Consider the following 13,057-nt stretch of genomic DNA (forward strand, 5'->3'; position numbering starts at 1 on the left):
CTCACGCCGATTTATCGAGTTCGGCTTCCAGTTCGGGCACGGCCTGAAAGAGATCGGCAACCAGACCGTAGTCGGCGACCTGGAAGATCGGCGCCTCCTCGTCCTTGTTGATTGCGACGATCACTTTGGAGTCCTTCATGCCGGCGAGGTGCTGGATCGCGCCGGAGATTCCGACGGCAATATAGAGATCCGGCGCCACCACTTTGCCCGTCTGTCCGACTTGGTAATCGTTGGGCACGTAACCGGCATCGACAGCGGCCCGGCTGGCGCCGACGGCGGCCCCGAGCTTGTCGGCGAGCGTCTCCAGCATCGCGAAATTCTCGCCGTTCTGCATACCCCGACCGCCGGACACGACCACGCGCGCCGAGGTCAGCTCGGGACGCTCCGACTCCGTCAGCTCGTGGCCGACAAAGCTCGAGAGCCCGGGATCCTCGGCCGGCTCGGCGGCCACGATCTCAGCCCCGCCGCCCTCGCCCGCCGCGGCATCGAAAGCCGTTCCGCGGACCGACAGGAAAACAATCTTATCGTGGCTCTGCACCGTGGCGAGTGCATTGCCGGCGTAGATCGGGCGCACGAAGGTGTCGGTGCCTTCCACCGCGGAGACATCGGAAACCATCTGCATATCGCAGAGGGCAGCGGCGCGCGGCAGAACGTTCCTGCCGAAGGTCGTGTGACCGACCAGAACGTGGCTGTAGTCCCCCGCCAGTTCGGCGATCAGCGGCGCCACGGCTTCCGCGAGGCTATGGGCGTAGGCTGGCGCTTCCGCCTTCACGACCTTCGCGATTCCCTCGATCTTGGCGGCTTCACTGGCCGCGCCGTCGCAGGCCGCGCCGGCGACCAGAATGTGAATCTCGCCGGCCCCTGCCGCCGAAAGCGCCTTGGCGGCGGCAACGGTGTTGAGAACCGGGCCCTTCAGGGCATTGTTTTCCGTCTCGGCGACGACCAGAACAGTCATGATCCGGAACTCCCTCGCATATGTTCTAGATGACCTTCGCTTCGGCCTTCAGCTTCTCGACCAGATCGGCCACGCTGGAGACCTTGACACCGGCCTCGCGCACCGGCGGCTCGGACACCTTCAGGATCTTGGTGCGCGGCGTCACGTCGACGCCCAGATCGGCTGCCGTCGTCGTCTCGATCGGCTTCTTCTTGGCCTTCATGATGTTCGGAAGGCTTGCGTAGCGGGGTTCGTTGAGCCGCAGATCGGCGGTAACGACGGAAGGCAGCTTGAGGTCGACGGTTTCGAGCCCGCCATCGATTTCGCGGGTCACGGTCAGCTTCCCATCGACCGCCTGGATCTTGCTGGCGAAAGTCCCTTGAGACCAACCGAGCAAAGCCGCCAGCATCTGACCGGTCTGGCTGTGATCGCTATCGACCGCCTGCTTCCCGAGCAGCACCAGTTGGGGCTGCTCCTTCTCGACAACCGCCTTCAGAAGCTTGGCGATACCGAGCGGTTCGAGCATCTCGTCGCTTTGGATCAGGACGCCGCGATCGGCGCCCATGGCCAGGGCCGTGCGAATCGTTTCCTGACTCGGCTGCGGTCCGCAAGACACCACAACGATTTCGCTGGCTGTTCCCGCCTCCTTCAGGCGTACCGCCTCTTCCACGGCGATCTCGCAGAAGGGATTCATGGACATCTTCACATTCTGGGTTTCGACTCCAGAACCGTCCGCTTTGACGCGAACTTTAACGTAGGCGTCGATCACGCGCTTGACCGGGACCAAGACCTTCATCGGCGTTCCGCTTCCGCTTTTTATCTACACTGTCTGCTGGATGAGAAATCTGCGGCCGGACGGATGTCCGGCACGCCCGCATCTCGCTTTCGACCAAGGTGAAAGGCGTTGAGATCGAGGCCGAAGCGCCGGCATCCTCCGACTCTTCGCGGTCGCAACATAGAAGTGGGTCCGAGGTGAGTCAATCTCGCCACCGGGGGCGGGAATCTCTCTAAATCTCACAATCATAGCCGGGGTATCTCAGGGACCCTTCAAGATCGATCCGCGCAATCCAACCATACCAACACCTGCAAATACGATCAGAACGGGGGCGGACAAAGGCCGGAGCCAAAGTCGCGGGACTAGAGTTGAGGCAGCACCTCTTGGGAAGGTCGCTCAGCGATTGGCGCCGGGGACCCAGAGCACGTCCTTACGGCCTTGATCGTTTTCGTGCCGAGCCATCACGAACAGCAGGTCGCTTAGCCGGTTGATGTAGCGCACCGTCTGCGGACCGACGGCTTCCAACTCGGCCAAGGCAGTGACTTCGCGCTCCGCCCTGCGGGTCACGGTGCGTGCGAGATGAAGGTAGGCCGAGGCCGGCGAGCCGCCCGGCAGGATGAAAGAGGTCAAAGGTTCCAGTTCGGCGTTCAAACGGTCGATCTGTTGCTCGAGCCACGCCACTTGGCTTTCGACGATGCGCAGCGGCTCGTATTCCAGGTCCAGATCTTCCGGCGTCGCCAAGTCGGCACCGAGGTCGAAGAGGTCGTTCTGTATTCGCGCCAACACGGTGTCGGCGTCGGGGCCGCAGTGCAGCCGTACAAGTCCGAGCGTTGCGTTGGCCTCGTCGACCGTACCATAGGCTTCGACCCGCGGATCGTGCTTGACGACTCGCTTGCCGCTGCTCAGGGACGTTTTGCCCTTGTCGCCACCGCGCGTATAGATTCGGGTCAACTGCACCATAGCGTCAGCCGCCCTTGCCGACGAGCAAGGCGACGGCAAAGAGCGCAAGCGCAACGCCCTGACAGACGATCCGGTAGCGCATCAGCTTGTTGCCCCACTTGGCATTGAAGCTACCGCCGCGCGCCATGACCAAAAGGCCGGTGAAGAGAACGCCCAGCGTCATCAGCATGGCGATCCCGATCAGTACGAGCATCGTGGTCTGCATAGCTGCAGAATATACTCCGCCGTCACGATGGCGCCAGGGCTTGCAAACAAGACGTTACTTCGCCGCCGCGTCGACCGTCACGGCCCTCTCTTCGGCCTCCGGTGTCCAGGCCGGCGAGGCGACACCGCGCGGATCGTCGGTCAGCAGCCCGTAAAGAAGATGGTCCTGCCATTGGCCGGCGATGCGCAGGTAGTCGCGGCCGCGGCCTTCTTGCCGGAAACCGATTTTCTCCAGCAGCCGGCGGCTTGCGGCATTGTGCGGCAGGCAGGCAGCCTCGATCCGATGTAGTCCGAGACCGCTGAAAAGATAATCCAACGTGAGCAACAGCGCTTCGGTCATCACCCCCTGACGGGCTTGCCGTTCGCCGACCCAGTAGCCGAGGCTCGCCGTCTGCGCGACACCACGGCGCAGGTTGGTGACGCTGATGCCGCCCAGCAGCCGCTCGCTCCGTCGGTCGAAGATGAAGAAGGTAACGCCCAAACCCTGCCGCCACTCGGCGGCCTGTTGACGAAGACGACGGCGGTACGCGGCGCGCGTCAGCGCATCGTGTGGCCAGGCCGGTTCCCAGGGCATGAGGAATTGGCGGCTGGCATGGCGCAGAGCGGCCCAGGCCCGCCAGTCCCGAGATGTCGGTTGGCGCAACAGAACCCTTGTCCCGGTCAGCTTTGGCCCCCGTGGGCCCGCGTCGCCGATCAGGACTGGGAACAACATGACGCAGAGCGCCTACTGGGCTGCCGCCGCGGCGCCGCCGAAGCGTGCAGCGAAGGTCTCGTAGGGCGTCAATTCGGCAACCGGCCCCAGTAGCGCCAGCGTCGGCTTGCTCTCCAAAAGAGCGGCCGCGCAGCGCCGCAGCCGTGCGGCATCGAGTACGTCCAACTCGGCTACGATTTCCGCCACTGGGACCTCACGATCGAACACCAGGAGATGGCCGGCCAGTTGCTCGGCCCGCGCGCCTGTGCGCTCCCGGCTCATCAGAATCGCAGCCTTGAGTTGGGCCTTTGCGCGATCGACCTCCTCGGATGTGATATCTGCGGCGGAGCGCTCGAGTTCCCGGCAGACGGTATCGAGAACCTCCTGCGCCTCGCCCGCACCGGTCCCGGCATAGACCCCGAACAAACCGCTGTCCGAAGCCGCCGAAAGGAAGGAGTAAATCGAGTAGACGAGCCCGCGCTCTTCGCGGACTTCCTGAAAGAGGCGCGAGGACATGCCGCCGCCGAGGAGCGTTGAGAGCGCCGAAACGGCGTAGTAGTCAGAATCCTGGAAGCCGACCGAATCGAAGCCGATCAGCAGATGCGCCTGCTCCAAATCCCGCGTCTGCCGATGCTCGCCACCCAGATAGCGCGCCGGTTCCAGCGTTGCGGCCGTCCGTGCCGGCAGATCGCCGAACAGTTCTTCGGCAAGACGATGCAGCCGGTCGTGCTCGATCCGTCCAGCCGCCACCAAAACCGATGAATCGGCCGCGTAGCTGCCGGTCAGATAGCCACGCAGGTCTTCCGCGGAGAGACCGCCGACCGTCTCCGGCGTGCCCAGCACCGGTCGCCCGAGCCCTTGGTCGGGGTAAGCGGCCAACTGGAAATCGTCGAAGATGATGTCGTCCGGGGTGTCCACGGCCTGGCCGATCTCCTGCAGCACGACCTGCCGTTCGCGCTCCAACTCACCCGCGTCGAGGCGGGGATGCAGCAGCATGTCGGCGACGATATCCAGGGCCAGCGGCGCGTCTTCGGCCAGCACCTTGGCATAGAAAGCCGTCGTCTCGCGGCCCGTGTAGGCATTGAGGTGACCGCCGACCGCTTCGATTTCCTCGGCGATGGCGCGCGCGCTGCGCCGACCCGTGCCCTTGAAAACCATATGCTCCAAGAGGTGGGCGACACCGTTGATCTTGGCCGATTCATGCCGTGCGCCGACACCGACCCAAAGACCAAGAGAACAGGTCTCCACCTCCGCCATGGCGTCGCTTGCCACGGTCAGGCCGTTGGGCAATTTGGTCACGGTCACGGTCATACGACAGTCAATCCCTTTGCATGCGCGCGGACGTAATCGCGCAGAGCGTTCAAATCGTTCGGCAGTTCGCTCATCCGCTCGGGTCGGTCGTAGAGATCTGACAAGCGATCCGGCAGCGATGGGCGGACGCCGGTGGCCTGCTCCACCGCATCCGGAAATTTCGCGGGATGGGCGCAGGCCAAGGATACGGTCGCGGAGCCCGGCTCGGCCAGAGCTCGGGCGGCGCCCAGCCCGACGGCCGAATGGGGGTCCAGAATCTCGCCGGTAGCCGCATGGGTGTTCCGGATCTCAGAGATCGTCGCCGGATCGTCGAGGCGAAAGCCGCGAAAGATCTCGACCACTTGAGCCATGCGCTGGGCCGTCAGCCGATAGGTGCCGTCCCTTCGGAAGGCGGTCATCAACCCGGCGACCTCGGCACCGTTGCCGCCGGTCAGGTCGAACAGCAACCGCTCGAAATTGCTCGAAACCTGGATGTCCATGGAGGGCGAAAGGCTGGGTTCCACAGCACCGATCCGCATCTCTCCGCCCTCGAAGAAACGCGCGAGGATATCGTTGCGGTTGGAGGCGACGAGCAGCCGGGCGACCGGCAAGCCCATCTGCCGCGCGGCGTAGGCGGCATAAACGTTTCCGAAATTACCGGTCGGCACGGAGAAGCCGATCCGGCGATCGGGCGCACCAAGCGCCAGGGCGGCCGCGAAGTAGTAGACGATCTGGGCCATGATCCTGGCCCAGTTGATCGAGTTGACCGCCGACAGGCCGAACTCGTCACGGAAGGCTTCGTCGGCGAAAAGCGCCTTTACCAGATCTTGGCAGTCGTCGAAGCTGCCCTCGACGGCGATGGCATGCGCGTTCGGCGCCGCGATGGTCGTCATCTGGCGGCGCTGTACCTCACTGGTCCGTCCCTTCGGAAAGAGGACGAAGATGTCGAGGTTGTCGCGGTCGCGGCAGGCCTCCAGAGCCGCCGATCCGGTGTCGCCGGAGGTCGCACCGACGATGGTCAGCCGCCGCTGGCGCCGCGCCAGTACAGCATCGAACAGGCGGCCGAGCAGTTGGAGCGCTACATCCTTGAAAGCGAGCGTCGGACCGTGAAAAAGCTCCAGCAGCCACAAGTCGGCATCGAGCTGCTTGAGCGGGGTCACGGCCGCATGGTCGAAGGTGGCGTAGGTGTCGGCTACGATCCGCGCGAAGTCCCGCTCGATCACCGAACCGGCGACGAAGGGCTGCATCACCGCCGTGGCGAGCTCCGCATAGGATTTGCCGCGCAGCGCCCGCAAGGTCTCGGCCGAGACCTGCGGCCAGCTCTCCGGCAGATAGAGTCCGCCGTCGCGCGCCAGCCCGGTCAGCAAGACGTCGTCGAATCCCAAAGTCGGCGCGGTGCCCCGGGTTGATCTGTAGCGCATCGGCTGCCGTAGCCTCGTTGAGCCGTTCCGTTAAACCGCCCTCACCTTAAGGCTTTGCCCTGGCCCGAAACAAGGAACACCACCGCTTCGCTCGTGCTCAAGCGATCCGCGCGTTCCTAGCGATCGCCCAGATATCTTCGGCGTAGGTGGTCCTCGAAGATCTTGGGATCGAGCGGCTTGCCTGTAGCGCGCACCAGCAGTTCTTCGGAGGAAAAGCGCGATCCCTGTTCGTGCACATGGCCGCGCAACCAGGCAAGCAGGGTCGAGAAATCGCCCCGGCCGAGTTGGGCCGGAATGTCCTCGTGAGCGGCGCAGGCAGCAGCGAAGAGCTGGGCCGCGGTCATGGCGCCGAGGGTGTAGGTCGGAAAGTAGCCCCAGGCGCCGTCGAACCAGTGGATATCCTGCAGGCAGCCCCGGCGATCGTCCGGCGGCGTGATGCCCAGCAGCGCCTGCAGTTGCTCGGCCCAGGCCCCCGGCAGATCGTCCAGGGTCAGTTGTCCCTCGATCAACGCCTTTTCCAGCCGGAAGCGCAGGATCACATGCGCCGGATAAGTCACCTCGTCGGCGTCGACCCGAACGAAGTCGGGTTCGACCCGGGTGTAGAGGCAATAGAGGTTGTCCACCTCCCACTCGGGGCCCGACCCGGCGAAGGCGCTTCGGGCCAGCGGCGCCAGGTAATCGACGAAATCGCGCGAACGGCAGGCCTGCATCTCCATCAGCAACGACTGACTTTCATGGATCGACATTCCACGGGCCTCCCCCACCGGCTGGCGACGCCATTCCTTCGGCAAGCCGCGCTCGTAGAGCGCATGACCGGTCTCGTGCAGCACGCCCATCAGACCGCTGACGAAGTCGCGTTCGTCATAACGGGTGGTCAGCCGCACATCCTCCGGCACGCCGCCGGTGAAGGGATGCGCCGAGGTATCGAGCCGACCGTGGCGGAAGTCGAACCCCACGGCCTGCATCAGTTGACGGGCGAGCTCGGCCTGGGCCTGGACAGGGAAGGGTCCGGCCGGCAAAACCGGAGCCGGCTGGCGCTTCTGATGTTCCAACACCTCGCCCAAAAGTCCGGGCAAGCTTTGCGCCAGCTCGTCGAACAGCCGCTCGATGGCGGCCGCGTTGCCGTCGGGCTCGTATTGATCGAGCAATGCGTCGTAGAGCGACTTGCCCAAGGTCTCCGCCTTCGCCTGACCGGCCTCACGGGTCAGAGTCAGCACTTCCTGCAACGCCGGCTTCACCCTGCTGTAGTCGTTGGCCGGCCGGGCCTCGCGCCACAGGCCTTCGCAAGCATGGCAGGCACGGCGCAGCGCCTCGACCAGCCGGGCCGGCAGGGCGGTGGCGTGGCGATGGGCACGCTGCATCTCGCGCAGATTGGCGCGACGCCAATCGTCCAGGTCGTCCGCCTCGGCGGAAGCGGCCGCGAGCCAGTCAGCCACTGCGGGATCGACCAAAAGCTCATGCGCCATTAGGCTCAGGTGAGCCAGTTGCTCGCCACGCGCCTCGGCACCACCCGAAGGCATCATGGCCGAGCTGTCCCAGTGCAGCACCGCCATGGCTTCGTTCAAGGCCCCCAAGCGCGCGAAGCGCGTTTCCAAGCGGGTGTAGGCGTTCTGCTCCGTCATGACTTCTCCCTCCGCTCCGCCGCGCCTATAACCTGGGCGCTGTCCCTCCAGCGAAAAAGACTGCATCGCCGTCGATGAGCAAGATCCCCAAACACGAACACAGTCGGACCGGCCGCCGCATCGAGACGAGAGGCTACCGCATCGACAAGCGCAAAGTGGTCTTCGCGATTCTGCTGCTGCTTGCATTCGTTGTTTTCGGGACTTGGACCCTCATGCAGGCCGAGACGCCCACCGGCGACACGCTGGTCGGCGGCGTGCTGATGGTCTTCTGCCTCGGGATGGCCAGTTTCCTCGCTCGCGATCTCAAGCGGGCCGGAACCGTCGTGGAAGTCGGACCGGAAGGCGTGCTGGACCTTCGAACCCAAGAAGGCTTGATCCGCTGGGATCGAATCGCGGGGGCGGAAATCAAGCGCGCCTCGATCGTCCGTGGTATCCGACTGACCCTGGAGGACGGCAAACGTGTCGACATCGATACCCAAATGCTCGAGGTCGATCGCAAGGAGTTGATGCGCGTGATCGCCGAGGAAGGCCGGCGCGCGGAAGAACGGCGCGCGCGCTAGATCGAACCTCGGTGGTTCGACTTCGGTCCCGGCAGCCAGTTCCGGGCCACCCGCCTCTACTCAAGCCGGAGAGCTGCCGCTCCAAGAACCCGCCCCAGCCCCTCGGTCTGAACGACTACGGCCACACCGAAACGGCCTGCCGCGCGGGCCGCAGCGAGATCGAGAGACAGCTCGGTCGACCTGCCGCTCCAGGTTCCCAAACGACGGTAGTCGCGCACCACATGCGCATAGCCCAGCAGACGACCTGCATTCTCGCCTCGCCGGACGTCGGTTTCATGCCAACGGTCGTACAGCAGCAGCCAGACGGTGGCGCCTTCGGGCGGCGCGGCGCCCTCACCCAGGCGCACAGCGTCTTCGGAGAGATCGACCGCAACGTCGGACGGCCGTTCGCGGGCCATGGCGATTGCATTGGCAACCGAGCGGGACCGCGAGCCGATAACGTCATAGGTACCGTCGACGACGATCTGCGGCGTGTAGACGGTGCGCCGGTCCAGCGACCGCGCATAGGCACGCTGGCGCTTCGTGAGCGATGCGAGCGCAAAGGGATCTTCCCAACCGATGTAGTCCCAATAGTCGACGTGCAACGAGAGCGCGATGACATCGTCGCGGTCGGCCAATTGAGCCAGAAGCGCGTCTGCGGGCGGGCAGGAGCTGCAGCCTTGGCTGGTGTAGAGCTCCACCACCACCGGCGCCCGCGTTTCTGCGGTGGCGGAGCTCCCTGCCGTCAGCAGCAGGAGCAGGCCCGGCACGGCGGCGAGAACGGCGGTCTTGTGCAAAGTCAGCATGCCGCCAGACTAGCCTTGGACTCCTGTCACAAGGAAATCACCAAGGGGTGAGAGCGGCGTGTGATGGAGCGCACTCTGTGCGCATTTTCTGCTCGATCGACTCGAAGGATCTCTATTACAGTTTGATTAAGGAATATCCGACGACACTTGGCCGTTTCCATAATCCAGCGGCCGTGCCGCTTGTGCGACGGGAGACGCTCGATGCTCCGTATGTGCTTGCTCTTCTTTGGTCTATTCGCGGCGGCCGGCTTGAGTTTGGCGCCGGCAGAGACGCGGGCCGCCGCCGGAGCGTCTACCGAGAAACCTGCCGAAGCACGCACCCTGGCCTGCTTTCTGCTGAACAGCATGACCCGCAGCGCTGTGGATCTGGAGCGCAGGGAAGAGTTGCTGCAGGCGGCAATCTCAACGGGATGCTTGGGCCTGCCGGAAGCCAGTCCCTTTCGCGGCGGGAAGCTCCGCAAGGCGCAAGCCGTGAAAGAACAAGCCGATCTGGAGCGCCGCCGCGCGCGAGATGCGGCTGATCCGGAATTTCGCCAGTGCTTGCTCTGGGCCTATACCGGATATCCCAGTGGTCTGGAAGAAACCCGCTGCGGCTACAGCTTCGAGCTTCTACCCAGCGGCTTTGGGCTGACCTGCGAGGCTTACCTGAAAGAGGGCTTTCCAACGGCGTTGGACCACAAGGCTTGTCAACAGTTCTGGCGGGATCGCCTGAAGGCAAGCGACCGCGTCGCCCAGTCCTGAAAGGTGCCTTGAGAAGGACTGCAGTCCGTCGTGCCGCTTGGCGGGGGACGCCAGCTTGGGTAGACAGTGGCGCGTCATGACCGCTCCATCTGAGATCGCTGACCAGACCCTGCCGCACAAGCCGCAGGCCGCCGAGGACTCCACCACTGCCAGAGCCGGCTTGGGGCCGCTCGCAGCCTATCGGGAGGCGCGCCGAACCGGCGGTCTGAGGCCCGATCCGGCCCAGGCGCTCGCCGCCGAGAAGCTCGAAGCCCTAGCCTACGCTCTCAAGGGCTACCGGCTCCAGAGCACTGCGCCCGGCGCCTTCCCGCTTGCCAACTGGCGCGCACGCCTGGGACTTAGCCGGCGGCCCAAAACCGAGGCGCCGCAAGGCCTTTATCTCTACGGCTCCGTCGGGCGCGGCAAGTCGATGCTGATGGACATCTTCTTCGCGGGTGTGCCGCTGGAGCGGAAACGCCGCGTCCATTTTCATGCCTTCATGGCCGAGACCCACGACCGCCTGCATGCTTGGCGGCAAGTGAGCAAGGGCAGCAAGGCGGATCCCTTGCCGGAGATCGCCGGCGAGATCGCCAGCGAGGCTTGCTTGCTCTGCTTCGACGAATTCCTGGTGGTCAATATCGCAGATGCGATGATCTTGGGCCGCCTGTTCGAATCGCTCTTCGAGCGGGGCGTTGTGGTGGTAGCGACCTCCAACTTCCCGCCGGACCGGCTCTACGAGGGCGGCCTGCAGCGCGAGCGCTTCAAGCCCTTCATCGCTCTGCTCAAACAGAAGCTCGACCTGCTCGATCTCGGCGAAGGCACCGACTACCGCATGACCCGGCTCAAGGACATGGCGGTTTTTCACGAACCGCTCGGCACAGAGGCAACGGCGGAATTGGACGAAGCCTTTCAACGTCTGACCGAAGGTGCCGAAGCGCAGCCCGTCAGCCTCACCGTCAAAGGCCGGCAGATCGTTCTGCCCGCCGCGGCACAGGGCGTGGCACGGAGCGACTTCGAGGCGCTTTGCGCGCGCCCTCTCGGCGCCGAGGACTATCTGGCGCTGGCCACCCACTTCCATACCCTCGTCCTCGATGGCGTTCCGCGCTTGAGCGGAGCGCAACGCAATGAGGCGCGGCGCTTCATGACACTGGTCGACGCGCTCTACGAACACCGCGTCAATCTGGTGATGGCCGCCGATGCCCCACCCGAAACCCTCTACAACGGGGAGGATGGCGCCTTCGAGTTCCGCCGGACGGTCAGCCGGCTCAACGAAATGCAGGCTGCCGACTACATCGCGAAGCCGCATCTGACTTGAGACCACTCAGCCTGAGGAATTCTCCGGAGGGCGGGCCGGTCGGCCCGCTCAGTCGTCTTGCTGCCGGAACGTGCTGGCCGGATAGACGCCGAGAATCTTCACTTCGCGGGAGAAAAACCCGAGTTCCTCGAGCGCCAGACGTACCAGGCGCTGCTCGGGGTGCCCCTCGATGTCGGCGTAAAACTGGGCGGCTGTGAAAGCATCATCGATGATGTAGCTTTCCAGCTTGGTGATGTTGACGCCGTTGGTCGCGAAGCCGCCCAGGGCCTTGTACAGCGACGCCGGCACCGAACGCACCCGGAAGACGAAGGAGGTGATCGCCGGACCGGCATCGGGCTCCGGATCGCGCGGCTCCCGCGCCATGACGATGAAACGCGTCGTGTTATGTGCCGCATCCTGGACGTCCGGCAGCAGCGTTTCGAGACCGTAAGTGTTGGCTGCCAGGGACGAGGCGATCGCCGCTTGCGTCGGATCGCCGAGCGCCGCGACCTCCGCCGCCGCGCCGGCCGTGTCCGCATGCACCACGGGACTGAGCCGGCGTTCGAGCAGAAACTTTCTGCATTGGCTGAGCGCCTGCTCATGACTGCGCACCAGTGACAGGCTTTCGAGAGTCGCACCCGCGGGAGCCAGAAGCTGGTGACGAATTCTCTGGAAATGCTCGCCGATGATGTGCAGCCCGGACTCCGGCAACAGATGATGGATATCCGCCACCCGGCCCGCGCTGGAGTTCTCGATCGGAATCATGGCGAGAGCCGCGCGTGCCTCGACCACGGCCGCGAAGGTATCCTCGAACGAGGTGCACGGCAGGGTCTCTCGGCCCGGGAAAACGGTTCGGCAGGCCAGGTCCGAGTAGGCGCCGGGCGCGCCTTGGAAGGCGATCGGACCGCCGGGCAGCGCCTCGGGCTCGTGCATCTTCGGATTGTCCAGAAAGATCAATTGGATAGGAAAGAACGCGCACGCTCTAGATCGGTCGGAGTATCGACAGTGAGCGGAGAGGTGTCAACGAGGGCCACGTCGATGCGTAACCCCGCTTCCATGGCACGTAGCTGCTCGAGCTTCTCGCGCTGCTCGAGCGGGCCGTGCGGCAGTTCGACGAAACGCTCCAAGGCGGCGCGTCGGAAAGCATAGAGCCCGATATGGTGGTAGAGAGGCCGAGTGGCGTCACCGCCATCCCAGGGCACCGGCGCCCGGCTGAAGTAGAGGGCCCGTGCGATCCGCTGCCCGTCCGGAAAGGCGACCGCAGCCTTGACCACGTTGGGATCGGACCGCTCGGCCGCATCGACGATTTCCGCCGCGATGGTGCCGATATCGACGGCCGGCTCCGCCAAAGGCTGAATTACGGCCCGAATGGCGGCAGGCTCAAGCGTCGGGACATCGCACTGAACGTTGACCACGGCATCGACGCGACCTTCGGGGTCGAGTTTTTGCAGCGCCTCGAAGATCCGGTCGGAGCCGGAGGGATGGTCCGGATCGGTCAGTACCGCCTGGCCTCCGGCGGCTTCGATGACCGCGACGATCTCGGGTTCCGCGGCAGCGACCGCCACCGGTCCGATGTCGGCCTTAACGGCCCGGCGCCAAACATGGAGGATCATCGGCTCGCCGCAGATATCGGCCAGCGGTTTGTCGGGCAGGCGCGTCGAAGCCAAACGAGCGGGAATCAGGACAAGGGGAGACTGCGGCAAGGCCATGGCGGCTCTCAGATGAGATGGAACTTCTGGGATGCGGTGGAACTGCAGGAATGGGGCTGCGACGCTGCGCCACGCTGGCGCTGGCGCCACCA

The 13,057-nt window shown here is 64.7% G+C and carries 14 protein-coding genes; 3 read left to right on the forward strand and 11 right to left on the reverse strand.

What is annotated here, in order from left to right:
* Position 1: 1 nt before the first annotated feature.
* The 8 genes from DBZ32_RS21630 to DBZ32_RS21665 all read right to left on the reverse strand — a co-directional run bounded on the left by DBZ32_RS21630 (position 2) and on the right by DBZ32_RS21665 (position 7,897).
* Entirely contained in the window at positions 2–955 is a 954-nt protein-coding gene (locus tag DBZ32_RS21630) for an electron transfer flavoprotein subunit alpha/FixB family protein (RefSeq protein ID WP_119169354.1), read from the reverse strand.
* A 25-nt stretch (positions 956–980) separates the two neighbouring features.
* The gene (locus DBZ32_RS21635) at positions 981–1,730 is read right to left on the reverse strand and encodes an electron transfer flavoprotein subunit beta/FixA family protein (RefSeq protein ID WP_119169355.1); all 750 of its coding nucleotides are present in this window, start codon (positions 1,728–1,730) and stop codon (positions 981–983) included.
* Positions 1,731–2,105: 375 nt separating this feature from the next.
* Complete coding sequence (locus DBZ32_RS21640; protein WP_119169356.1) at positions 2,106–2,669, reverse strand: cob(I)yrinic acid a,c-diamide adenosyltransferase; 564 nt, start codon at positions 2,667–2,669, stop codon at positions 2,106–2,108.
* A gap of 4 nt (positions 2,670–2,673) precedes the next feature.
* Complete coding sequence (locus tag DBZ32_RS21645; RefSeq protein WP_119169357.1) at positions 2,674–2,874, reverse strand: twin transmembrane helix small protein; 201 nt, start codon at positions 2,872–2,874, stop codon at positions 2,674–2,676.
* A gap of 54 nt (positions 2,875–2,928) precedes the next feature.
* Positions 2,929–3,585 carry a GNAT family N-acetyltransferase gene (locus tag DBZ32_RS21650; RefSeq protein WP_119169358.1) on the reverse strand — a complete coding sequence of 219 codons (657 nt, stop codon included), beginning with the start codon at positions 3,583–3,585 and terminating at the stop codon, positions 2,929–2,931.
* Between the two features lie 12 nt (positions 3,586–3,597).
* On the reverse strand, positions 3,598–4,875 hold the full coding sequence (locus tag DBZ32_RS21655; RefSeq protein WP_119169359.1) for a M16 family metallopeptidase: 1,278 nt from the start codon (positions 4,873–4,875) through the stop codon (positions 3,598–3,600).
* Entirely contained in the window at positions 4,872–6,275 is a 1,404-nt protein-coding gene (gene thrC, locus DBZ32_RS21660; RefSeq protein WP_119169360.1) for a threonine synthase, read from the reverse strand. Before thrC ends, DBZ32_RS21655 begins: the two co-directional genes overlap by 4 nt.
* 116 nt (positions 6,276–6,391) lie before the next feature.
* On the reverse strand, positions 6,392–7,897 hold the full coding sequence (locus tag DBZ32_RS21665; RefSeq protein WP_119169361.1) for a carboxypeptidase M32: 1,506 nt from the start codon (positions 7,895–7,897) through the stop codon (positions 6,392–6,394).
* Between the two features lie 74 nt (positions 7,898–7,971).
* Here DBZ32_RS21665 and DBZ32_RS21670 point away from each other — a divergent pair, with 74 nt between their 5' ends.
* On the forward strand, positions 7,972–8,457 hold the full coding sequence (locus DBZ32_RS21670) for a hypothetical protein (RefSeq protein ID WP_119169362.1): 486 nt from the start codon (positions 7,972–7,974) through the stop codon (positions 8,455–8,457).
* Positions 8,458–8,513: 56 nt separating this feature from the next.
* Here the strand turns inward: DBZ32_RS21670 and DBZ32_RS21675 are convergent, their stop codons facing one another.
* Entirely contained in the window at positions 8,514–9,242 is a 729-nt protein-coding gene (locus tag DBZ32_RS21675) for a DUF1223 domain-containing protein (protein ID WP_119169363.1), read from the reverse strand.
* 201 nt (positions 9,243–9,443) lie between these two features.
* Between DBZ32_RS21675 and DBZ32_RS21680 the strand changes: the two genes are divergently transcribed.
* Together DBZ32_RS21680 and zapE are read left to right on the forward strand one after the other, a co-directional pair.
* Positions 9,444–9,983 carry a hypothetical protein gene (locus DBZ32_RS21680; protein ID WP_162906913.1) on the forward strand — a complete coding sequence of 180 codons (540 nt, stop codon included), beginning with the start codon at positions 9,444–9,446 and terminating at the stop codon, positions 9,981–9,983.
* Positions 9,984–10,059: 76 nt separating this feature from the next.
* Positions 10,060–11,277: a cell division protein ZapE gene (gene zapE, locus DBZ32_RS21685; protein WP_119169365.1), complete on the forward strand. Its 1,218-nt coding sequence runs from the start codon at positions 10,060–10,062 to the stop codon at positions 11,275–11,277.
* Between the two features lie 48 nt (positions 11,278–11,325).
* On the opposite strand, the gene DBZ32_RS21690 is transcribed toward zapE, so the two are convergent.
* The gene (locus DBZ32_RS21690; RefSeq protein WP_119169404.1) at positions 11,326–12,189 is read right to left on the reverse strand and encodes a prephenate dehydratase; all 864 of its coding nucleotides are present in this window, start codon (positions 12,187–12,189) and stop codon (positions 11,326–11,328) included.
* 20 nt (positions 12,190–12,209) lie between these two features.
* Positions 12,210–12,965 (reverse strand): 3-deoxy-manno-octulosonate cytidylyltransferase, encoded by a 756-nt coding sequence (locus tag DBZ32_RS21695; protein WP_119169366.1) that lies wholly within the window; start codon positions 12,963–12,965, stop codon positions 12,210–12,212.
* Between the last annotated feature and the right edge of the window lie 92 nt (positions 12,966–13,057).

This window comes from Algihabitans albus (assembly GCF_003572205.1).
Lineage (GTDB): Bacteria > Pseudomonadota > Alphaproteobacteria > Kiloniellales > DSM-21159 > Algihabitans > Algihabitans albus.

Coding starts and splice junctions, on each gene's coding strand:
- thrC (WP_119169360.1), bottom strand. CDS start 6,275: ATGCGCTACAGATCAACCCGGGGCACCGCGCCGACTTTGGGATTCGAC.
- DBZ32_RS21690 (WP_119169404.1), bottom strand. CDS start 12,189: ATGCACGAGCCCGAGGCGCTGCCCGGCGGTCCGATCGCCTTCCAAGGC.
- DBZ32_RS21635 (WP_119169355.1), bottom strand. CDS start 1,730: ATGAAGGTCTTGGTCCCGGTCAAGCGCGTGATCGACGCCTACGTTAAA.
- DBZ32_RS21695 (WP_119169366.1), bottom strand. CDS start 12,965: ATGGCCTTGCCGCAGTCTCCCCTTGTCCTGATTCCCGCTCGTTTGGCT.
- DBZ32_RS21670 (WP_119169362.1), top strand. CDS start 7,972: ATGAGCAAGATCCCCAAACACGAACACAGTCGGACCGGCCGCCGCATC.
- DBZ32_RS21650 (WP_119169358.1), bottom strand. CDS start 3,585: ATGTTGTTCCCAGTCCTGATCGGCGACGCGGGCCCACGGGGGCCAAAG.
- DBZ32_RS21655 (WP_119169359.1), bottom strand. CDS start 4,875: ATGACCGTGACCGTGACCAAATTGCCCAACGGCCTGACCGTGGCAAGC.
- DBZ32_RS21675 (WP_119169363.1), bottom strand. CDS start 9,242: ATGCTGACTTTGCACAAGACCGCCGTTCTCGCCGCCGTGCCGGGCCTG.
- DBZ32_RS21680 (WP_162906913.1), top strand. CDS start 9,444: ATGCTCCGTATGTGCTTGCTCTTCTTTGGTCTATTCGCGGCGGCCGGC.
- DBZ32_RS21630 (WP_119169354.1), bottom strand. CDS start 955: ATGACTGTTCTGGTCGTCGCCGAGACGGAAAACAATGCCCTGAAGGGC.
- zapE (WP_119169365.1), top strand. CDS start 10,060: ATGACCGCTCCATCTGAGATCGCTGACCAGACCCTGCCGCACAAGCCG.
- DBZ32_RS21640 (WP_119169356.1), bottom strand. CDS start 2,669: ATGGTGCAGTTGACCCGAATCTATACGCGCGGTGGCGACAAGGGCAAA.
- DBZ32_RS21665 (WP_119169361.1), bottom strand. CDS start 7,897: ATGACGGAGCAGAACGCCTACACCCGCTTGGAAACGCGCTTCGCGCGC.
- DBZ32_RS21645 (WP_119169357.1), bottom strand. CDS start 2,874: ATGCAGACCACGATGCTCGTACTGATCGGGATCGCCATGCTGATGACG.